The following is a 20,696-nucleotide window of genomic DNA, read 5'->3' on the forward strand; positions in this document are numbered from 1 at the left end:
TGCCACCGTTGAGTCCGTCCTCACCGGCCGTTCCGGCCGCCCCGAGGCACGCGGCTGCGCACGCCGGTGCGATTGTGGCTAAGCAATCCGATTACCCGGTACCCCTGGTTTCACCTGGGGTGCTTCTGGCAATATTACTCGGCGGTAGGTTCGGCGCGTCCATACCGGGGAGATGACAATGCGGCTGTTCGGCGAGGTTCCGACCATGACTGTGGTGGCGGCGGAGGGACAGGAGGGCGGCGGCACCGCGCTGCACGAGATCGTGCTGCTCACCGTCGCGGGAGCGGTGGTCACCGCGATCCTGCTGTGGATCGGCTACCTGCACCGCAATCACAAGATCTCCTGGCTGACCTCCCTGGCCGATTGGTCGGGGCGGCGGTTCAAGCGACCCTCGTGGGTGGCGCTGCCGGTCGCCCTGTTCACCGCGTCGATCATCTGCGCACTGTTCGGGTTCATCTGGGACGTCAGCCTGCACATCGGCAACGGCCGCGACGACGGCGCGCTGGCCAATCCCGCCCACTACTTCATCCTGATCGGCCTGTTCGGCATCTTCGTGGCCGGCTGCACCGCGATGGTGCTGCCGCTGGACGGCTATCAGCCCGGACCGGCCGCCGTGCGTATCACCGATCACTGGTACGCCCCGGTCGGCGGCATCGTGATGGCCGGCTGCGGCCTGTACGCGCTGCTCGGCTTCCCGCTCGACGACATCTGGCACCGGATCTTCGGCCAGGACGTCACGCTGTGGGGTCCGACCCACTTGATGATGATCGGCGGCGCCGGGTTCTCCACGCTGGCCGCGGCCTACCTCGAGTACGAAGGCAGGCGGGCGGTCGGCCCGGACCGGCCGCGCGACGGCATCGGCCTGAAGTTCGTCCTCTACCTCGCCTTCGCGGGTGTGCTGATCGGCGCGTCGGTGTACCAGATCGAATTCGACTTCGGCGTCCCGCAGTTCCGGCAGGTGTTCCAGCCGATGCTGATCGCCGCCGCCGCGGGCCTGGCGCTGGTGATGGCGCGGATCTTCCTGGGCCGGGGCGCGGCGCTGATCGCCGCCGTGATCGCCATCGGTCTGCGTGGCATCGTCGCGTTCCTGGTCGCCCCGGTGCTCGATGCGCCGGTCAACTGGTTCCCGCTCTACCTCGGGGCGGCGGTCGTCGTGGAATTGCTCGCCCTCACCCCGCTGTACAAGCGGCCGGTGCTCTTCGGCGCGGTCAGCGGCCTGGGTATCGCCACGGTCGGGCTGTGGATCGAGTCGCTGTGGATCAACGCCGTCTATCCGCTGACCTGGCCGACCAGCATCTGGCCCGAAGCGCTCGGGATGGCCGTCCCGGTCGCCGTCCTCACCGGCGCGTGCGGGGCGATGGTCGGCATGATCCTCACCGGTCGCCGGTTGCCGCGGCGCGCGATCGGCGTCGGGCTGGTCGCGCTGACCGTGTTGGTCATCGGCGTGGCCGCCGCCAACGGCCTGCGCTACACCACGCCGCAGGACGCGACCGCGCAGGTGACGCTGACCGAGGCGCAGGGTCCCGGCGACGGCCGCTTCGTCACCGCCGATGTGCGCCTCAACCCGCCGGACGTCGTGAGTGACGACCCGAACTGGGTGGCGGTGCTGGGCTGGCAGGGTGGCCTGGCCAACGAGCGTGGGCAATTCATCGACATCCTGGAGCAGGTCGGTCCGGGACACTACGTCTCGACCGAACCGATGCCGGTCTCGGGCACGTGGAAGACGCTGCTGCGCGTGCACGACGGCAGGACCCTGGCGGCTGTGCCGATCTACCTGGCCGGCGATCCCGGCATCGGGGCCGAAGAGGTGCCGGCCGATCCGCAGTTCACCCGGCCGTTCGTCTCCGAGATCACCATCCTGCAGCGTGAGCGCAGCCCGGACATCCCGCAGTCGCTGTGGTTGATCGGCTGCCTGGTCGTGCTGTTCTGCACGCTGGCGATGGTCGCGGGCATCACCTGGGGCGGCGGCCGCATCAACAACAGCGAGCCCAGTGGCAGCGAGGCCGAACTCCAGCCGTTCGCGCAGTCATGACCCCTGCTCCGGATATCACCTATCTGGCCGACCATCCGATCTGGATCGCGGTGCCGGCGTTCGCGCCGGCCATCGTGGTCGCCGGTGTGGTTGTCTACATCGCGGCGAAGAACCGCCGAAAGGACGGCGGTCCGCACGATCACGAAGGGACACCGTGAGCCACGCTGGACGACGCATCGCATCCGTTCTCAGTGTGACCGTCGCGGCGTTGCTGGTGGCTGCCTGCGGCAGCTCTCAGGACGTCGGCGAGGAAACCGCCGCGAGCATGTCGCCGACCCCGCCGTCGGAGTCGACCATCAGCCCGTCGGACATGACCGATCAGCAGCAGCCGCCCAATCGGCTGACCATCGACGTGTCGATCCAGGGTGGCAACGTCACCCCGACCAACGCCGAGTTGCAGGGCAAGGTCGGTGAGCCCATCGTCGTGCGGGTCAACAGCGACGCCGCCGACGAACTGCACGTGCATTCGGTGCCCGACCACACCTTCCCCATCGAGGCCAAACCGGGTCAGCAGTTCCAGTTCACCGTCGACGTGCCCGGCAACGTCGAGATCGAACTGCACGACCTGCACCGGGTGATCGCCAGCGTGCAAGTCCAGCCGTGACCGCCGGGACGCACGTCTCGGTCCTCGCGCACGGCCTCGGCGGCTCCACCGACCTGCCGATCCCGTACACCTACGCGTTGCTCGGTGCGGCGTGGGCGCTGACCGCGACCTTCGCGGTGGTGGCGCTGGCCTGGCGCGAACCGAAGTTCGACGAGAACCGGCCGGGTCGTGCGCTGCCGCAGTGGGTCACCGCGGCCGTCGACGCGCCGGTCACCCGCTGGCTGCTGGCCATCGCCGGCCTGCTGCTCACGGTGTGGGTGGCGATGGCCGCGTTCCTCGGCCCGCAGAACGCCGAGAACGCGCTGCCCGGCGTCTTCTACGTGCTGATGTGGGTGGGGCTGGTCGCCGCGTCGTGGGCGATCGGCCCGGTGTGGCGGGTGATCTCTCCGGTGCGGGCGCTGTACCGGGTACTGCAGCTGCACCGCCGCAAGAACCGCCCGGCGTATCCGGCGGGGCTCGGGTACTGGCCCGCGGCGGCCGGGCTGTTCGCCTTCGTGTGGCTGGAACTGGCCAGCCCCGATCCCGGCTCGATCGGCGCGATCCGGACGTGGCTGCTGATCTATCTGGCCGTGACGTTCGCCGGGGCCCTGTGGTTCGGTGACCGGTGGTGCGCCCGCGCCGACCCGTTCGAGGTCTACGGCGTGGTGGCCTCGCGCCTGTCGGCGTTCAGGCGCCAACCCGACACCGGCCGCATCGCGATCGGCAACCCCTTCGACCACCTGCTCACGCTGCCGGTCCGGCCCGGCACCGTCGCGGTGCTGTCGGTGCTGCTCGGTTCCACCGCGTTCGACAGCTTCTCGGCGATGCCGGTCTGGCGTAACTTCGTCGACTCCACCGCCGGTTCCCCGCTGGCGGCGACCCTGCTCAAGACCGCAGGACTGGCGGCCTTCGTGCTGATCGTCGCGGGCACGTTCACCGCGGCCGCGATGGCCACCGGCGGGGTGGACAGGGCACGGCGCCGCGCTCTGCCCGGGCTGATGTCCCATTCGCTGATCCCGATCGTGATCGGCTACGTGTTCGCCCACTACCTGTCCTACCTGGTCGAACGCGGTCAGCAGACGATCATCCTGTTGGCTGATCCGCTGCAGCGGGGCTGGAACCTGTTCGGACTCGGCGACGCCGAGGTGAGCTACGTGCTGTCCATGCATCCGTCGGTGCTGGCCACGCTGAAGGTCGCCTTCGTGGTGGCCGGGCACATGGCCGGCGTGATCGCCGCCCACGACCGCGCACTGCGGCTGCTGCCCAAAGCGCACCGGATCACCGGTCAGCTGGCGATGATGCTCGTCATGGTGGGCTATACGTTTACCGGGTTGTATCTCTTATTCGGTGGTTGAGGTCACACCGAAGGGTTAATCTGACCTTGTGCCCCCCGATGACTCACTGGAGCGGGCACTGGCCGGTGGAGCCCCGCAGAATGTCGGTTGGTTCCGATTCCACTTCGCTGAGGAACGCTGGGAGTGGTCCGATCAGGTTCAGCTGATGCACGGTTACGAACCGGGTTCGGTCACCCCCACCACCGATCTGGTGCTCGCACACAAGCACCCGGACGACTACGTCGCGGTGGCGGCCACCCTTGACGACATCCGCCGCACCCGGCGCACCTTCAGTACCCGGCACCGGATCATCGACACCCACAAGCGGGTTCACGACGTCGTGGTGATCGGCGACCGGATGGTCGACGACACCGGCGACATCATCGGCACGCAGGGCTTCTACGTCGACGTGACGCCCAGCCGGTCGGAGTCCTCCACGCGGGAGATGGCCGCGGCCACCGCGGCGGCGATGGCCGAACACCGCGCCGCGATCGAACGCGCCAAGGGCATGCTGATGCTGGTCTACCGCGTCGACGCGGTGGCGGCGTTCGAACTGCTCAAGTGGCGGGCGGCGGAGGCCGGGGTGCGGTTGCGGATCTTCGCCGAACGGTTGCTGGCCGATTTCACCGCGCTGTACTACGAGGAGACGCTGCCGCCCCGGTCGGCGTTCGACCACCTGCTGCTCACCGTGCACCACCGGGTCCGCGCCGCGGGTGTGTGAGCACCACAGGCGCGACTAGCGTGGGGCCATGCGCGCACTCATCGTGGTCGACGTCCAGAACGACTTCTGCGAGGGTGGCTCGCTGGCCGTGACCGGGGGCGCCGAGGTGGCCCGGCGGCTCACCGACCTGCTCGCCACCGACGCCGGGTACGCCCACGTGGTGGCGACCAAGGACTTCCACATCGATCCGGGCGAGCACTTCTCCGACACCCCGGACTACCGGGTGTCGTGGCCGCGGCACTGCGTGGCCGGCACCCCGGGTGCGGAGTTCCACCCGCAGTTCGATCCGGCGGCGGTCGAGGCGGTGTTCACCAAGGGTGAGTACTCCGCGGCCTACAGCGGCTTCGAGGGCAGCGACGCCGACGGCACCGGGCTGGCCGACTGGCTGCGCACCCGCGGTGTGGACGAGGTGGACGTCGCCGGCATCGCCACCGACTACTGCGTGCGCGCCACCGCCGCCGATGCGGTCGCGGCCGGATTCACCACCCGCGTGCTGCTGGACCTCACCGCCGGGGTCGCCGCGGACTCCACCGCCGAGGCCGTCGACGCACTGCGTGCGGCGGGCGTCGAAGTGGCCTGATTGGGTATACCTCCGTCCGCGTCGGTCCGGTCACCGGTCACCGTGCCGTCCGGCACCCCGGCCCGTATCGTCGCTGTCTCTGTCCGTTGTTTCGTTGTCACCAGGAGCGTGCAATCTTGGCCGCAGCCCCCAACCCCCACGTCCCCACCGAAATCTGGCCGGGTAAGGCTTACCCGCTCGGGGCGACGTACGACGGCTTCGGCACCAATTTCGCCCTGTTCAGCGAGGCGGCCGAGCGTGTCGAGCTGTGCCTGTTCGACGCCGACGGGGAGCAGACGGCCTGCTTCACCCTGCCCGAGGTGGACGGCTTCGTGTGGCACGGGTTCATCCCGAACATCGAGCCCGGTCAGCGCTACGGCTACCGGGTGCACGGCACCTACGACCCCGCCACCGGGCAACGCTGCAATCCCAACAAGCTGCTGCTCGACCCCTACGCCAAGGCCATCGACGGCACCTTCGACTGGGGCCAGCCGCTGTTCAGCTACAACTTCGGTGATCCCGACAGCCGTAACGACGACGACTCGGCGCCGTTCATGCCCAAGTCCGTGGTCATCAACCCCTACTTCGACTGGGGGGTGGACCGGCCGCCGGGTCATGAGTACGCCGACACGGTGATCTACGAGGCCCACGTCAAGGGGCTGACGCAGACCCACCCCGACATCCCCGAGCAGATCCGCGGCACGTACTCCGCGGTGGCGCACCCGGTGATCATCGAGCACCTCAAGTCGCTGGGCGTCAACGCGATCGAGTTGATGCCGGTGCACCACTTCGCCAACGACTCCACGCTGGTGGAGAAGGGGCTGTCGAACTACTGGGGTTACAACACGATCGGCTTCTTCGCCCCCGACCCCAAGTACACCTCGAGCGCCAACCCCGGCGGTCAGGTGCAGGAGTTCAAGGCGATGGTGCGCGCGCTACACGAGGCGGGCATCGAGGTGATTCTCGACGTGGTCTACAACCACACCGCCGAGGGCAACCACATGGGCCCGACCCTGTCGTTCCGCGGCATCGACAACGGCGCGTACTACCGCCTGGTCGAGGACGACAAGCGCTACTACATGGACTACACCGGCACCGGCAACAGCCTCAACGTCGGCCATCCGCACGCGCTGCAGCTGATCATGGACTCGCTGCGGTACTGGGTGACCGAGATGCATGTCGACGGCTTCCGGTTCGACCTCGCCTCCACGCTGGCCCGCGAGTTCTACGACGTCGACAAGCTGGCGACGTTCTTCGAACTCGTGCAGCAGGATCCGACGGTCAGTCAGGTGAAGCTGATCGCCGAGCCGTGGGACGTCGGGCCCGGCGGTTATCAGGTCGGCGGGTTCCCCCCGCAGTGGACGGAGTGGAACGGCAAGTACCGCGACACCGTGCGAGACTTCTGGCGCGGCGAGGATGCGACGATCGACGAGTTCGCCTCCCGGTTGACCGGGTCGTCGGATCTCTACGAGAGCACGTCGCGCCGGCCGGTCGCATCGATCAACTTCGTCATCGCCCACGACGGCTTCACGCTGCGGGACCTGGTGTCCTACAACGAGAAACACAACGAGGCCAACGGCGAGGACAACAACGACGGCGAGAGCCACAACCGGTCGTGGAACTGCGGAGTGGAGGGCCCCACCGACGATCCGGAGGTCAACGCATTGCGTTCGCGCCAGCAGCGCAATTTCCTGACCACCCTGTTGCTGTCGCAGGGCGTGCCGATGATCTGCCATGGTGACGAACTGGGCCGCACGCAGAACGGCAACAACAACGTCTACTGCCAGGACAACGAGCTGTCCTGGATCGACTGGGAGAGCGCGGACAAAGAACTGATCGAGTTCACCCAGAAGGTCTCCGCGCTTCGTGCCGAGCACCCGGTGTTCCGCCGCCGCCGGTTCTTCTCCGGCCGCCCGGTGCGCCAGCGCGGCGCCCCCGGGCTGCCGGACATCGCATGGTTCGCCCCGGACGGTTCGGAGATGACCGATGAGGACTGGGACAGCGGTTTCGCCAAGTCCATCGCCGTGTACCTCAACGGGCAGGGCATTCCGGACCTCGACGTACGCGGGCAGCGGGTCACCGACGACTCATTCGTGCTGTGCTTCAACGCCTACCACGAACCGCTCGAGTTCGTCATGCCCGCAGCGGAATTCGGGCGGGCGTGGCTGCCGGTGATCAACACCGCCGACGACGCCGACGACCGCGAGTCGGTCAGTGCGGGCACCAAGATCGCAGTCGCCGGGCGGTCGGTGCTGGTGCTTCAGGCAGTCAACGAGCCCTAAAGACGGCACAGAGAAGGGGAGGAAGACCGTCAGGCGGTCCTCCTCCCCTTCTTGGGTGTGAGACCTATTCCACGACCGGGAAGAACGCCTCGCCGTCTTCGGGGGTTCCGCTCACCTGGCCGGCGTCGGTTCCATGGTGGTCGGGGTCGAGGTGGTCCACCTCGTCGTCGGTCAGTTCCACGGTGTCCCCGGCGGCCGCATCGCCGGCGGGCGGCACGGCCGCCTCGTCGGGCACCTCCGCGTCGAGCTTCTCGTCCAGCGATTCCCCGCCACCGACTTCTCCGCGGGGCCGGTCATAGGACCGGTCCGCCTCGCTCCACGAATCGGGCGGGTCCACCACGTTGTCGCCGTCGTCATTGCGGACGTCGTCGGAGTCCAGTGCGTCCGTCGGCCGGAGGGTGTCTCCGGTGCCGCCCTGGTCGTTGGCGGACTCGAAGTCGATGTTGTCGGTCATATCGGCCCGGTTGCCCCGCGGGCCTGTCGACTAAACGTGCGTCGACGCCGTAATCGGCCGCGTACCAGCCAGTATGAGATGTTTGCCTTGTCGTGGAAACATCAAACGGTTGCGGTGCCGCACAGCACGACTCGCCAAGATCGAATTTTCCTGAGTGTCAATCTCGGCGGACCGGGCCGCCCGTATGCTCCCGATCATGCCGCCGCAGCGCGACCGCGCGACGTCGCTCGACGACTGGATCGAAGCCGGTTTCGCCGTCATGGCCGAGGGCGGGACGGATGCGTTGCGGATCAGCCGGCTGTGCGCGCGCCTCAACGTCACCAAGGGCAGCTTCTACTGGCACTTCACCGACATCCAGGCCTACCGCGCCGCCCTGGTCGAAGCGTGGGGAGAGTTGCGCGACCGGGAACGCCGGAACTTCACCCGAATGACCGAGCTGCCACCGCGGCAGCGGCTCGCCGTGATGATGGACACGCTGACCCATCCGCCACACTGGGCCGTCGAGCGGATCATGCGGACCTGGGCGCTGACCGACGCGCGGGTCGCCGACAAGGTGCGGCTGGGCGATCGGCGGGTGCTCGCGGCGGTCCGCCAGGCGCTCATCGACGACGGGCTTTCCGCCGAGGACGCCGACCTGCGGTCGGCGATCATGTTCGCCGCCGGAATCGGCCTGCTGCACGCCGCCGACCCGACCCAGGAGGCGCCGCCCGAGCTTCGTGAGCAGTTCCTGGACTTCATGCTCCGCCGTTGATCCGCTCGTGCGCGGTCAGCAGGATGTGGTCCATGGTGGCCGCACCCGCCTTGGGTAACAGCCCGGCCGCGGTCACCTCCGCGACGAAGCGTTCGGCGATGTCGCGCAGCTTGACGTTGGACTCCTGAGACCGCCAGGCGAGGATCTCGAACGCCCGCTCCGCGGTGATGCCGTGGGCGAGCATCAGCATCCCCATCGCCTGGTTGATCGTCGCCCGCCGCGCGGCGATGACGGCGATCACCTCGTCGAGTGAGCGGCGCACGTCGGAGTCGAATTCGTCGGACACGTCGACGTAGAACCCGGAGGTGCCGATGACCGTGCCGTCGTGGGCGTGCAGGCTGTCCCCCACCACCACGACCAGACGGACCTGCCCGGCGGTGTCGACGATGCGGTGCCTGCTGCTGAACGGGACACCGGCCCGGCGCACCTGCTCGACGAGCCGGGCCACCGCCGGCCGGTCGTCGGGATGGGTGTGGCCGACGATCGACTCGGAGGTCGGGACGGCCGTGCCCGTTGCATAGCCGAACATCCGCGCCACCTCGTCAGACCAGATCCAGCGGTCCTCCTCGGCGACGTAGGAGAAGCTGCCGGCCATCGGCCAGCCGGCCGTGGCCCGCAGATGCGGCGCGTCCACGTCGAGTCCCTTCGCCCGGGGGTGGCCCTCGATTATGGCCGCGAACCCGCACGCCCTGGGCGTTTTTGCCACGCAGCGGCGGGTTCGCGGCGGCGCTTACTACTGACCGGTAGCAAGCCCGACCAACCGGTGAGTTAGTGTGCACACAGGCCCGCAGCCACGAGACGGAGTCACACATGCAACTCGCGCTGACCGACGAGGAAGCCGCCTTCCGCGACGAGCTTCGCACCTTCTACCGGACCCAGATCCCGGCCGAGATCCGCGAACGGTCCCGGCAGGGCGGCGAGGTGTCCAAGGACGACATCGTCACCACCCACAAGATCCTGCACGAGCACGGTCTGGCCGTCCCGAACTGGCCTGTCGAGTGGGGCGGCAAGGACTGGACGCCCACCCAGCACCAGATCTGGCTGGACGAGATGCAGCTGGCGTGCGTTCCCGAACCTCTGACGTTCAACGCCAAGATGGTCGGCCCGGTGATCGCCGAGTTCGGTTCCCAGGAGGTCAAGGAGCGGTTCCTGCCGCCCACCGCCGCGCTGGACATCTGGTGGTGCCAGGGCTTCTCCGAACCGGAGGCCGGCTCCGACCTGGCCTCGCTGCGCACCACCGCGATCCGCGACGGCGACACCTACGTCGTCAACGGCCAGAAGACCTGGACCACGCTCGGCCAGCACGCCGACTGGATCTTCAACCTGGTGCGCACCGACCCGCAGGCGCCCAAGAAGCAGGCCGGCATCTCGTTCCTGCTGATGGACATGAACACCCCGGGCATCACGCTGCGCCCGATCAAATTGATCGACGGCAGCTACGAGGTGAACGAGGTCTTCTTCGAAGACGTCCGGGTGCCCGCCGATCAGCTCGTCGGCGAGGAGAACCAGGGCTGGACCTACGCGAAGTTCCTGTTGGGCAACGAGCGCACCGGCATCGCTCAGGTCGGCCGCACCAAGGTCAAGCTCGCCGACGTCAAGGCGCGCGCCAAGGCGTCCGGCCTGATCGACGATCCGCTGTTCGCGGCGCGGCTGGCCGAGGCCGAGAATGACGTGCTGGCACTGGAACTCACCCAGATGCGGGTGGCGTCCGGCTCCGCCGACGGGAAGCCGAACCCGGCGTCGTCGGTGCTCAAACTGCGGGGCAGCCAGCTGCAGCAGCTGGCCACCGAACTGCTCGTCGAGGTGGCCGGCCCCGACGCGCTGCCCTACGAGGCGGGTGACGGCATCGCCTCGCCCGAGTGGGCGCAGCGCAGCGCGCCCACGTACCTGAACTACCGCAAGACGTCGATCTACGGCGGCAGCAACGAGGTTCAGCGCACCATCATCGCGTCGACCATTCTGGGATTGTGAGGTAGGCAGCCATGGACTTCGACTTCAGCGACGAGCAGGAGCTGCTGCGCGACACCAGCCGTGAGGTGCTGTCGCGGACCTACGACATCGAGACGCGGCTCAAGGTGCTCGACTCCGACCTGGGCTGGAGCCGCGACGTGTGGAACCAGCTCGCCGAGATCGGCATCCTGGGCCTCGGTTTCGAGGAGGAGGCCGGCGGACAGCTCGAGATCATGGTGGTGGCCACCGAGGTCGGCCGCCGGCTCGCTCCCGAACCGGTGCTCGCCGGCGCGCTGATGCCCGGTGCGGTGCTCGCCGAGGCGGGCAGCGATGAACAGCGCCAACTGCTCGACGAGGTGGCCGCCGGGCAGCGGCTGCTGGCCTTCGCCCACGCCGAACCCGGGACGCGGACCGGCGCCTCGACTGTCGCGACCACCGCTGCCCAGCAGGGCGATTCGTGGTCGCTGAGCGGCCGCAAGAATCCGGTCATCGCCGGCGACTGCGCGGACACGCTGATCGTCAGCGCCGCACTGCCCGACGGCGGTACGGGTCTTTTCCTGGTGGACGCCGCAGAGGTGACCCGCACCGCGTTCCGCACCTTCGACGGCCAGCGCGGCGCGCAGATCGACCTCGACAGGGTCGGCGCGCAGCCGCTGGGCTCCGGCGGCGACGCCACCGAGGTGATCTCGCGGGCGCTGGTGCGGATGCAGTCCGCGCTGTGCGCGGAGGCCCTGGGCGCGATGGAGGAGGCGCTGCGGCTGACCACCGATTACCTGAAGAGCCGCAAGCAGTTCGGCGTCACGCTGAGCAAGTTCCAGACGCTCACCCAGCGCGCGGCCGACATGTACGTCTCGCTGGAGTTGGCCCGCAGCATGACCTACTACGCGGCCATGTCGATCGCCGACGGCAACCTCGACCCGGCTATCGCCGCGCGAGCCAAACTGCAGATCGGGCGGTCGGGCCGACACATCGCGCAGGAGGCCATCCAGCTGCACGGCGGCATCGGCGTCACCGCCGAGTACCCGGTGGGGCATTACGCGGCGCGGCTGACCGCGATCGGCCACACGCTGGGGTCGGCGCAGGACCAGCTGCACGTGCTGATCGGGGGGCTGTCCGGCTACGAGGTCGTCACGGTTTAGGAGGCCGCCGCGATGCGGGCGATCGAGCGCATCGGGATCGGCAGCCAGTCCGGCCGGTACCGGGCCTCGTACCCGGCCTCGTAGACGGCCTTGTCGAGTTCGTAGGCGGCGAGCAGTTCGGCCTGCGCACGCGGGTCGGCGCCCGCCGCGGCCGCGTAGCCGGCGCAGAACGCGTCGACGTTGCGCGCCACCCACTGCTGCGCGCGGGCCGCGAGCCCGTCGTCGCCGCCGCGTTCGATGAGTCGCGCGTAGGCCGCGTACTCGTAGGACCGCAGCATGCCGGCGACGTCGCGCAGCGGTGAGTCGGGTCGGCGGCGCTCGGTGAGCGGTTGGCCGGGTTCGCCCTCGAAGTCGATCAGCAGCCACCCGTGGGATGAGCGCAGCACCTGTCCCAGGTGCAGGTCGCCGTGGACGCGGTGGACGGCGATGTCCTGTCCGGCCAGGGCTCGGTAGCGCGCCTCGATGTCGGCGACGTAGGGCTGCAGTTCCGGCACGGCGGCCGCGGTGGCCGCCAACCGCTCGAGCACGGTGTCGGCGGGAAACGCGGCGGTCGAGGTGCCCAGTTCGGCGGCCAGCGTGGCGTGCACCGACGCGACCGCCTCGCCGAGGCGGTGGGAATCGCCCGCGAAGTCCCCCTCGCCGGTGGCGCCGTCGAGTACCGCGTGCGCATCGGCCAGCGCCATGTCCCACCCCTCGGTGGAGCCGGCCGCGAACTCGTTGACCATGCCCAGCGCGTAGGGCTCCCCGTCGAGGGTGGTGTCGAACGAGCCGAACAGCCGGGCCGCGTGCGCATTGCCGGCCCGGCCGAGCACCCGGTTGAGCTCGATGTCGGGGTTGATGCCCGGGCTGATCCGGCGGAAGACCTTGAGCATCGCCTCCTTGCCGAAGATGACGCTGGTGTTGGACTGTTCGGCGCCCGACACCTTCGGGGTGGCGTCCAGCGGCAGCGTCACGCCCGGCTCCTTGACGAACGTGATGTCGCCGACCCGCGCCGACCCGTCGATCAGCGACAGCAGGTGGTGCGCCGCCCCCGGATCGTGCAGGGCGTCATAGCCGGTGCGGTCCCCGTCGACGCCGATCAGCGCCTTGTCGTCGGCCGCCCCGGACCCGGTGCCCCACCGCACCACCACCTGGTAGCGCTCGGGCGGTCCGGCGGCGAAGTTCGCGTCGATCAGCACCAGGTCGAGGTCGTCGCGCAGCGCGACCGCGGCCGCCGAGGTGACGGAGACCAGTTCGCGGCTGCGCCCGGCGTACCAGCGCTGCTGCGGGAGCCATCGGTCGAACGGCAGTGTCGTGTCCATCGATCTTCAGACCTACCCATCGCGGACGGAACTGAACCCCTGAGCGGTATCGTGCCGCAGGTGGCCAACCGCGATCACGGCGACCCGGGCGACGCACCGTCTGTGCCCCCGCCGCTGCGCCCACCCGCCTCGTCGGTGCGGCCGTCGGCCGCCGAGGAGGCCCGCACCATCGCCGCATCCACCAATGCCGGCACGCTGGCCACGCTGACCGCCGCCGGGGATCCGTGGGCGTCGTTCGTCACCTACGGTCTGCTGGGCGGCGCCCCGGTGCTGTGTGTGTCGAACCTCGCCGAACACGGCCGCAACCTGGCCGGCGATCCGCGCGCGAGCATCGCGATCGTCGCGCCCGCGACCGAGGCCGATCCGCTGGCCAACGGCCGCGTCACGCTGGCCGGGGTGGTCGAGCGGCCCACCGGGGACGAGGCGGCCGCCGCGCGGGAGGCGCATCTGGCCGCGGTGGCCGCTGCGAAGTACTACATCGACTACAGCGATTTCACGCTGTGGGTGCTGCGGGTGCGGCGGGTGCGCTGGGTCGGCGGCTACGGCCGGATGGATTCCACGACCGGCGACGCCTACGCCGCCGCCGCACCGGATCCGGTGGTACCGCACGCCGCTGGCGCGATCGCCCACCTCAACGCCGACCACGCCGACGCGCTGCTGGCGATGGCGCAGGAGCTCGGCGGCTATCCCGACACCACCGCGGCCACCTGCACGGGCGCCGACCGGTACGGGCTCGACCTGCGGGTGGCCACCGCGCGCGGCGTCGCCTACACCCGGGTGGGCTACGCCGCGCCGATCGACTCGTACGATCAATTGCGCGCGGCCGCCGTGGAATTGACGAAGCGGGCCCGGCAGGGCTGAGCCTCACTCGCCGGTGCAATAAAGTCGCCGGTATGCCTGAACCGACCGAACGTCCCGAGACCTGGCACGCGGCGTTCGACCTGATCCGCACCCGCGGCTACGAACACCGCGCCGAACCGTTCAAGCTCGCCAGCGGTCAGCTCAGCCACGACTACATCGACGGCAAGTACGCCGTCGACAACGGGGCGCGGCTGACGGTCGTGAGCCGCGCGGTCGCCGACCTCGCCGCCGCGCACGGTATCGAGTTCGACGCGGTCGGCGGGCTCACCATGGGCGCCGACCCGCTGGCCCACGGAGTCGCGATGGTCACCGGCGCGGCGTGGTTCTCGGTGCGCAAGGAGCAGAAGCAGCGCGGCCGCGAACAGTGGATCGAGGGCACCCGCATCGAACCCGGTATGCGGGTGCTGCTGGTGGACGACGTGATCAGCACGGGCGGATCGACGGCGCTGGCCTTCGACCGCGTGGTCGCCGCCGGGGCGGTGGTCACCGGGGTCATCCCGATGGTCGACCGCGGCGACGTCGCCGCCGAACTGTTCGCTGCCCGCGGCGTGCCGTTCGTCGCGCTGGTCACCTACCGCGATCTGGGCATCGAACCGATCAAGGCGGTCTAGCCGGCGATCACCAGCACCGGGTTGGGCTCGACGCCGACGGTGACGGCATCGCCCGGATGCAGCTGCGCGGCCGCCGAACTGGGCAGCTGCGCCGACAGCGTCGTTCCGTCGGCCAACGCGCACGACACCCGGGAGATCGGGCCGAGGAACGCCACCGAGCTGACCGTGGCGTTGCCCGCGCCGCCTGCGGTCACGGTGACCGCCTCCGGGCGGACCAGCGCCACCCCGGCGCCGTCGCCGATCGACCCGTCCAGCATCGGCACCGTCGTGTCCAGCAGATGCGCGCGTCCCCCGGCCACGCGCGCCGCCACCTTGTTGTTGAGCCCGACGAATTCGGCCACGAACGGCGTGGCCGGGTTCGCGTACACCTCGGCGGGCGGGGCGAGCTGCTCGAGTCGGCCGTGGCTCATCACCCCGACCCGGTCGGCGACGGCCAGCGCCTCCTCCTGGTCGTGGGTGACGAACAGCGTGGTGGTGCCGACCTCGAGTTGCACGCGGCGGATCTCGTCGCGCAGTTGGGCGCGGACCTTCGCGTCGAGCGCCGAGAGGGGTTCGTCGAGCAGCAGTACCCGCGGCTGAATCGCCAGCGCGCGGGCCAGCGCGACGCGCTGCTGCTGCCCGCCGGACAGCTCCCGCGCGTACTTGTGGGTGTGCGCCGACAGCCCCACCAGTTCGAGCATCTCGGCGGCGCGGGTGGTCCTGTCCTGCTTGCCTTTTCCGCGCATCTTCAGGCCGAACGCGACGTTGTCGAGCACGGTCAGGTGGGGGAACAGGCTGTAGGCCTGGAACACCATGCCCATATCGCGCTTGTTGGCCGGCACCCGGCTGACGTCGCGCCCGTCCACCGACACCGACCCCGACGTCGCCTCGTCGAGCCCGGCCAGGATGCGCAGCGCGGTGGTCTTCCCGCAGCCGGACGGGCCGAGCAGCGCGACCAGTTCGCCGGGTTTCATGTGCAGGGTCAACCCGTCGAGCGCCTTGACGGTGCCGTACACCCGGGTCAGGTCGTTGAGTTCGACGGCGACTCCGGCAGTCATGGGGCTCCAATCGGATCGGCGCGGCGTCGCCCGCGAGTGGCGAGTGAGAGGGCGAGCAGCAGAACGAATCCGAACAGCAGCACGGCCAGCGACGCCGCCACCGAGGTGGGCCCGTCGGACTTGCCGAGCGCCACGATCTGCACCTGCAGCGTCTGGTAGCCGCTCAGCGAGGCGATTGTGTACTCGCCGAGCACCACCGCGATCGAGATGAACGCCGCCGACAGGATGCCCGACCAGATGTTGGGCACCACCACCCGCAGGATCGTGGTGGTCCAGCCGGCGCCCAGCGAGCGCGCCGCCTCCGACAGCGTCTGCAGGTCGATCCCCGACAGTGCCGCGTCGATCGCCCGATAGGCGAACGGCAGCACCAGTACCACGTAGACGAAGGTCAGCGTCAGTGCGGATTCACCGAGGAAGTACGTCACCCACAGGTAGACGTTGCGCAGGCCGACGACGATCACCAGCGCCGGGATGGTCAGCGGGAGCAGGCACAGGAACTCGACCGGGCGCCGCGCCCACGGCGCGCGCAGGCGCACCCAGATCATCGTCGGCACCAGCACCGCCAGCATGGCCGCGACGGTGAACACCGCGAGCAGCAGTGACACCACGATGGCCTGGTACAGCGCCTCGTCGGCGACGAGGTTCTGCCAGGCCTGCAGCGTGCGGCCGCCGTTGATCAGATCGCGGGTGGAGAAGTCGGCCATGGCGTAGAGCGGGAAGCAGAAGAACAGCCCGAACACCACCCAGAGGACCGCGCGCACCACCCGCGTCACTGCAGCCACCTCGCGGTGCGGCGCACCAGCGCGTTGTAGGCGACCATCACCACCGCGACCACGACGATCATCTCCAGGGCGAGCGCGTAGGCGAACCCGGACTGGCCGAGCACCACCTCGCTGGTGAGCGCGGAGCGGATCAGCAGCGGCACGATCGGGCTGCCCTGGCTGACCAGTGCCGCCGCGGTGGCGTAGGCGGCGAACGCGTTGGCGAACAGCAGCAGCACCGACCCGAGGAACGCCGGGGTCAGCAGCGGGACGCCGACCTCGCGCCAGTACCGCCACGTCGAGGCGCCCAGGCTGACGGCGGCCTCCCGCCACTGCTCGCGCAGGCCCTCCAGCGCGGGGACGAACACGATGACCATGAGCGGGATCTGGAAGTAGGTGTAGACCAGGATCAGCCCGGACAGGCTGTACAGCCACCCGGATCCGGCGAGGTTCCAGCCCAGCGCCTGCTGCACCCACAGCGTCAGCACACCGTTGAGGCCGACCGTGGCCAGGAACGCGAATGCCAGTGCCACACCGCCGAATTGGGCCAGCACGCTGCACAGTGCCAGCACCCCGCGGCGCACCATCGACTCGGGTGGGCTGCTGACGATCAGCCACGACAGCCCCGCCCCGCACACCGCCCCGATCAGCGCGGTGCTGCCCGACAGCAGCACGCTCTTCCACAGGGCCGCAAGCGCGGTGGCGGAGAACAGCGCGCCGATGCGCTCGAGGGAGAACGCGCCGTCGACGACGAAGGCGCTCACCACCACCGTGACCGTCGGGATGATCAGGAAGATCGTCAGGACGGCGAGGAACGGCAGCAGCGGCACCCCGTCGCGCAGGCGCCGGACGAGGACGCTCATACCGGTGGCGTCAGCCGATCGCGCCGGCCCAGTTGGCCGACAGGTACTCGGTGGCCTTCTTGTTCTGTTCCTCGGACACGATCACCGGCTCGCCCTCGACCGGGGGCAGCGCATCCCAGGCGGCCTGGTCGATGGTGCCCGCCTGCTGCATCGGTTCGGCGCGCACCGGGCGGGCACCGCCGGCGAGGTAGAGGTTCTGGCCCTCGTCGCTGTAGAGGAACTCCTGCCACAGCCGGGCGGCCGCGGGGTGCGGTGCGTCGGAGTTGATGGCCTGGAAGTAGTAGCCCGCGACGGCCGGTCCCGGCGGGACGACGACCGTCCAGCTCGGCAGCTTCGCGGTCTCCGCGGCATTCAGGTAATCCCAGTCGATGACCACGGGAGTCTGCCCGGATTCGATGGTGGCCGGGGTCGGGTCGACCGGCAGGAAGTTGCCGGCTTCGTTGAGCTTGCGGAAGAACTCGACGCCGGGGGCGATGTCGTCGGCCGAGCCGCCCTGGCTCATCGCGACCATCATCACGCCGGAGAACGCCGCACCGGCCTGGGTGGGGTCGCCGTTCAGCGCGACCTTGCCGCGGTACTCCGGCTTGAGCAGGTCGTTGACGCTGGTGATCGGCGGCACCTTGGTCGAGTCGTAGCCGATCGACATGAAGCCGCCGTAGTCGTTGACCCAGGTGCCGTCGGGATCCTTGAACTCCGCGGGGATGTCGTCGAACGTCTCCACCCGGTAGGGCGCGAACATCGCGGTGTTGGCCAGCGCGACGGACTGGCCGAGGTCGAACACGTCGGGGGCGGTGCTCTTTCCGCGCTGCTGGTTGGCGGCGTTGATCTCGTCCTGGCTGGCGGCGTCGGGCTGCGCCGAGTTCACCTTGATGCCGTACTTCTTGGCGAAGGTGTCGATGATCGTGCCGTAATTGGCCCAGTCCGGGGGCAGCGCAATGACATTGAGCTCGCCTTCGGCCTTGGCCGCTTCGACCAGCTTGTCCATGCCGCCGAAGTCGGCCGCGGAGGTGGCCTCGCCGGCCTTCACGCCGGACTCGGTGTTCTCACCACCGGACTCCTGCTCGGGCGGGGCGCAGGCCGCCAGGCCGAGCACGACGAGGGCGGACGCGGAGGCTGCCAGCAGCCGGGTTGTGATCATTGCCGAACCTTCCGATGGTCAGGAAGCGCGGCGGTGACGCGACGGTTACGGCGTGCGGTCACCGCGGTGAATGGATCCGGACGGACGCGCCGAACCCTACCGTGACCTGGGCGATCAGGCATGGCGTTGACGAAGACCGGGCCGATTCGGCCAGCGGCCGAGCGTTTTCGCTGGTCGCACCGATAGCATCGCACCGTGGCTGAACGCGAAGCCCCAGGGGAGTTCGACTACCGCTGGGACACCCCGCCCCATCAGGGCGGTGCGCGCACGCGCCATGACCCGGCGCCGGAGTACGGCTACGACGAGGTGTACCAGCCGACCGCGGCCGAGTACACCGACGCTCCCGCGTATGTGGACTCCGAGTATGTGGAGCCCGAGTATGTGGAACCCGAGGCCGCCGGCGAGTTCGACTACCTGATCGGGGATGACGCCGCCGTGGCGCCGCACGACGGGCTCGGTTGGGAGGAGCCGGCGCCCGATCCGGACCGCTTCGACGCCTTCAACGCCAACACGTGGACGTTCCGGCCGCCGCCGACACCGTGGTACCGGACGCGGCAGGCCGTCGCGGTGATCGCGGTGCTGGCGCTGGCCGCGGTCGCGCTGGTGGTGTCGGCGGTGCTGCTGGTGTTCGGCGGGTCGGGCGATTCGGTGAACGAGTCGCCGGCGCCGACCACTCCGCCGTCGTCGAGCGTGCTGCCGAGCCCGTCGCGCACCAGTCAGCCGCCGCCTCCTCCCCCACCACCGCCGCCGCCACCGCCTCCCCCGCCGCCGCCTGCGGAGGCGCCGTCCAACAGCGGACCGGCCTACCGGCCGACGTCGCGCCCGAGCGAGCCGAAGAAGCCGGAGATCGGGGTCACCCGCAGGCCCGAGATCCGCAAGTCGACCGACGAGCCGTCCGGGAACTGACTTCCATGGAGACCCGGTTCGATGCGGTCGGCGCATTCGCCGCGGCACCGAGCGCGACGCTGGCCACGATCAACCCGGACGGTGCGCCACACCTGGTGCCGGTGGTGTTCGCCGTCCGCGGCGACATGGTCTATACGGCGGTCGACGCGAAGCGGAAGTCGACGCACCGGCTACGTCGGCTGAGCAACATCGAGGCCGACGCACGGGTGTGCCTACTCGTCGACCACTATGCGGATGACTGGACGCAGCTGTGGTGGGTGCGCGCCGACGGTGTCGCGGCCGTGCACCACAGCGGTGAGGCGATGGCCACGGGGTATGCGCTGCTACGCCAGAAGTACTCGCAGTATCAGCGGCTTGCGCTGAACGGTCCGGTGATCAGCGTCGAGGTGGCGCGCTGGTCGTCGTGGCAGGCGTGATGCGCCTGCGCAACGGCGCCCACGGCTACGGGGTGGTGACCAAGGCCCTGCACTGGGTGACGGTGGCGGCGATCGTCGCGCAGTTCGCGGTGGGGTGGACGATGGCCGAAGACGACGCGGCGCTGGACCGCGAGAAGGACCGCATCGACGCGCTCGAGGATGCCGGCGAGGAGGCGGCCGAACGGCGGGGTGAGGACGCCGAGGAGCGGTTCGAGGCCGAGATCGACCGGCTCGAGGACGAATTGGACGGCCGCGAGGACGCGCACGTCGCGGACGCGGCGTCGGGTCTGGTGTCCGGGGACGGGCTGCGCGACGGGCTGTCGTTACCGGAGATCCACGTGCTGCTGGGGCTTTCACTCATGGCGCTGGCGGTGCTGCGGGTGGGGTGGCGGCGACTGGGTGGGCTGCCGCCGTGGGCGGCGCAGCTGAGTGCCGGGGAACGGCGCCTGGAAGCCACGCTCGAGAAGCTCCTGCTCGGTCTGCTGTTCGTGGTCCCGGTGACCGGATTGGTGCTGATCGCCGGCGGCGAGCGCTGGCTCGCGCTGCACATCGCCGCGCAGGTACTGCTGCTCGGCGTGATCGCCGTGCATGTCGGGTTGGTGCTCAAACACACGGTGCTGCAGCGAAACCGCCATCTCTCCCGGATGGTGTGACGCTGTGACCGCAGACCGCAGACCGCTGCGATAGCGGCGGTGTCCCAGTAGCAGGGGTGCACCCGGGCGATGCGTCCGTCGGCGCGGGCGTGCACGAGGGTGAGAAGCGCTCTCGGCCGCGTACATCTCCAGCGGAAAGGCTGCGGTCATGTGTCGTCTCCTCACACTCATCGTCACCCGGTAGACGACGGCGGCGTGCCGAACGTGAGATGCGCCGTCAGAACGGTGGTTGGTCGGGGGTGTCGGGTTGGGGTGGGGGTTGCCAGTCCGGTGGGAGGTCTTCGGGTTCGAAGGGGTCGTTGACCCAGGTGCACAGGGGGCTTGTGCTGTGTTGGATGCCTTTG

22 protein-coding genes are annotated in these 20,696 nt (G+C 69.6%); 15 read left to right on the forward strand and 7 right to left on the reverse strand.

Annotation, left to right across the window (positions count from 1 at the left end; all coding sequences use genetic code 11):
• Positions 1-178 precede the first annotated feature (178 nt).
• From E4P42_RS19855 to glgX, 7 genes are all read left to right on the forward strand, one after another.
• Positions 179-2,032, forward strand: a complete 1,854-nt coding sequence (locus tag E4P42_RS19855) for a hypothetical protein (protein WP_371287053.1) — start codon at positions 179-181, stop codon at positions 2,030-2,032.
• Positions 2,029-2,190 carry a hypothetical protein gene (locus tag E4P42_RS27050; RefSeq protein ID WP_167759555.1) on the forward strand — a complete coding sequence of 54 codons (162 nt, stop codon included), beginning with the start codon at positions 2,029-2,031 and terminating at the stop codon, positions 2,188-2,190. Before E4P42_RS19855 ends, E4P42_RS27050 begins: the two co-directional genes overlap by 4 nt.
• A 35-nt stretch (positions 2,191-2,225) precedes the next feature.
• A complete protein-coding gene (locus tag E4P42_RS19860; RefSeq protein WP_371287052.1) occupies positions 2,226-2,636 on the forward strand; it encodes a hypothetical protein in 411 nt (136 codons plus the stop codon).
• Positions 2,633-3,970 carry a hypothetical protein gene (locus tag E4P42_RS19865; protein WP_135127792.1) on the forward strand — a complete coding sequence of 446 codons (1,338 nt, stop codon included), beginning with the start codon at positions 2,633-2,635 and terminating at the stop codon, positions 3,968-3,970. Before E4P42_RS19860 ends, E4P42_RS19865 begins: the two co-directional genes overlap by 4 nt.
• Positions 3,971-3,998: 28 nt before the next feature.
• Positions 3,999-4,670: an ANTAR domain-containing protein gene (locus tag E4P42_RS19870; protein WP_135127793.1), complete on the forward strand. Its 672-nt coding sequence runs from the start codon at positions 3,999-4,001 to the stop codon at positions 4,668-4,670.
• Positions 4,671-4,698: 28 nt separating this feature from the next.
• Positions 4,699-5,250, forward strand: a complete 552-nt coding sequence (pncA, locus tag E4P42_RS19875; RefSeq protein WP_135127794.1) for a pyrazinamidase PncA — start codon at positions 4,699-4,701, stop codon at positions 5,248-5,250.
• A gap of 116 nt (positions 5,251-5,366) precedes the next feature.
• Complete coding sequence (glgX, locus tag E4P42_RS19880; RefSeq protein ID WP_135127795.1) at positions 5,367-7,511, forward strand: glycogen debranching protein GlgX; 2,145 nt, start codon at positions 5,367-5,369, stop codon at positions 7,509-7,511.
• Positions 7,512-7,575: 64 nt separating this feature from the next.
• Here the strand turns inward: glgX and E4P42_RS19885 are convergent, their stop codons facing one another.
• Positions 7,576-7,965: a hypothetical protein gene (locus E4P42_RS19885; protein ID WP_135127796.1), complete on the reverse strand. Its 390-nt coding sequence runs from the start codon at positions 7,963-7,965 to the stop codon at positions 7,576-7,578.
• A 196-nt stretch (positions 7,966-8,161) separates the two neighbouring features.
• Here E4P42_RS19885 and E4P42_RS19890 point away from each other — a divergent pair, with 196 nt between their 5' ends.
• Positions 8,162-8,716 carry a TetR/AcrR family transcriptional regulator gene (locus E4P42_RS19890; RefSeq protein WP_245234130.1) on the forward strand — a complete coding sequence of 185 codons (555 nt, stop codon included), beginning with the start codon at positions 8,162-8,164 and terminating at the stop codon, positions 8,714-8,716.
• Here the strand turns inward: E4P42_RS19890 and E4P42_RS19895 are convergent.
• Positions 8,700-9,350, reverse strand: coding sequence for a PAS and ANTAR domain-containing protein (locus tag E4P42_RS19895; RefSeq protein WP_245234131.1), 651 nt, complete (start codon positions 9,348-9,350; stop codon positions 8,700-8,702). The two genes, E4P42_RS19890 and E4P42_RS19895, sit on opposite strands and share 17 nt — an antisense overlap.
• Before the next feature lie 176 nt (positions 9,351-9,526).
• Between E4P42_RS19895 and E4P42_RS19900 the strand changes: the two genes are divergently transcribed.
• The gene (locus E4P42_RS19900; protein ID WP_135127797.1) at positions 9,527-10,687 is read left to right on the forward strand and encodes an acyl-CoA dehydrogenase family protein; all 1,161 of its coding nucleotides are present in this window, start codon (positions 9,527-9,529) and stop codon (positions 10,685-10,687) included.
• Between the two features lie 11 nt (positions 10,688-10,698).
• On the forward strand, positions 10,699-11,805 hold the full coding sequence (locus tag E4P42_RS19905) for an acyl-CoA dehydrogenase family protein (protein ID WP_135127798.1): 1,107 nt from the start codon (positions 10,699-10,701) through the stop codon (positions 11,803-11,805).
• On the opposite strand, the gene E4P42_RS19910 is transcribed toward E4P42_RS19905, so the two are convergent.
• Positions 11,802-13,106 (reverse strand): maltokinase, encoded by a 1,305-nt coding sequence (locus E4P42_RS19910; RefSeq protein WP_135127799.1) that lies wholly within the window; start codon positions 13,104-13,106, stop codon positions 11,802-11,804. The two genes, E4P42_RS19905 and E4P42_RS19910, sit on opposite strands and share 4 nt — an antisense overlap.
• A 60-nt stretch (positions 13,107-13,166) precedes the next feature.
• On the opposite strand from E4P42_RS19910, the gene E4P42_RS19915 reads away from it, so the two are divergent.
• A complete protein-coding gene (locus E4P42_RS19915; RefSeq protein ID WP_135127800.1) occupies positions 13,167-13,967 on the forward strand; it encodes a HugZ family protein in 801 nt (266 codons plus the stop codon).
• 32 nt (positions 13,968-13,999) lie between these two features.
• A complete protein-coding gene (locus E4P42_RS19920; RefSeq protein ID WP_135127801.1) occupies positions 14,000-14,578 on the forward strand; it encodes an orotate phosphoribosyltransferase in 579 nt (192 codons plus the stop codon).
• Here the strand turns inward: E4P42_RS19920 and E4P42_RS19925 are convergent.
• The 4 genes from E4P42_RS19925 to E4P42_RS19940 are packed head-to-tail and all read right to left on the reverse strand — an operon-like array spanning position 14,575 to position 18,377.
• The gene (locus tag E4P42_RS19925) at positions 14,575-15,615 is read right to left on the reverse strand and encodes an ABC transporter ATP-binding protein (RefSeq protein WP_135127802.1); all 1,041 of its coding nucleotides are present in this window, start codon (positions 15,613-15,615) and stop codon (positions 14,575-14,577) included. The genes E4P42_RS19920 and E4P42_RS19925 overlap by 4 nt on opposite strands.
• On the reverse strand, positions 15,612-16,388 hold the full coding sequence (locus tag E4P42_RS19930; RefSeq protein ID WP_135127803.1) for an ABC transporter permease: 777 nt from the start codon (positions 16,386-16,388) through the stop codon (positions 15,612-15,614). Before E4P42_RS19930 ends, E4P42_RS19925 begins: the two co-directional genes overlap by 4 nt.
• Positions 16,385-17,239: an ABC transporter permease subunit gene (locus E4P42_RS19935; protein ID WP_135127804.1), complete on the reverse strand. Its 855-nt coding sequence runs from the start codon at positions 17,237-17,239 to the stop codon at positions 16,385-16,387. The genes E4P42_RS19930 and E4P42_RS19935 overlap by 4 nt, the downstream gene beginning before the upstream one ends.
• 10 nt (positions 17,240-17,249) lie before the next feature.
• Entirely contained in the window at positions 17,250-18,377 is a 1,128-nt protein-coding gene (locus E4P42_RS19940; RefSeq protein ID WP_135127805.1) for an ABC transporter substrate-binding protein, read from the reverse strand.
• 195 nt (positions 18,378-18,572) lie between these two features.
• Here E4P42_RS19940 and E4P42_RS19945 point away from each other — a divergent pair, with 195 nt between their 5' ends.
• From E4P42_RS19945 to E4P42_RS19955, 3 genes are read left to right on the forward strand one after another with little or no spacing between them, the layout of a single operon-like run.
• Entirely contained in the window at positions 18,573-19,283 is a 711-nt protein-coding gene (locus tag E4P42_RS19945) for a hypothetical protein (RefSeq protein ID WP_135127806.1), read from the forward strand.
• Between the two features lie 5 nt (positions 19,284-19,288).
• Positions 19,289-19,699, forward strand: a complete 411-nt coding sequence (locus E4P42_RS19950) for a TIGR03668 family PPOX class F420-dependent oxidoreductase (protein WP_135127807.1) — start codon at positions 19,289-19,291, stop codon at positions 19,697-19,699.
• The gene (locus E4P42_RS19955) at positions 19,687-20,352 is read left to right on the forward strand and encodes a cytochrome b (RefSeq protein ID WP_135127808.1); all 666 of its coding nucleotides are present in this window, start codon (positions 19,687-19,689) and stop codon (positions 20,350-20,352) included. The genes E4P42_RS19950 and E4P42_RS19955 overlap by 13 nt, the downstream gene beginning before the upstream one ends.
• Positions 20,353-20,696 lie beyond the last annotated feature (344 nt).

Source organism: Mycobacterium sp. PS03-16 (assembly GCF_004570325.1).
Taxonomy (GTDB): Bacteria; Actinomycetota; Actinomycetes; order Mycobacteriales; family Mycobacteriaceae; genus Mycobacterium.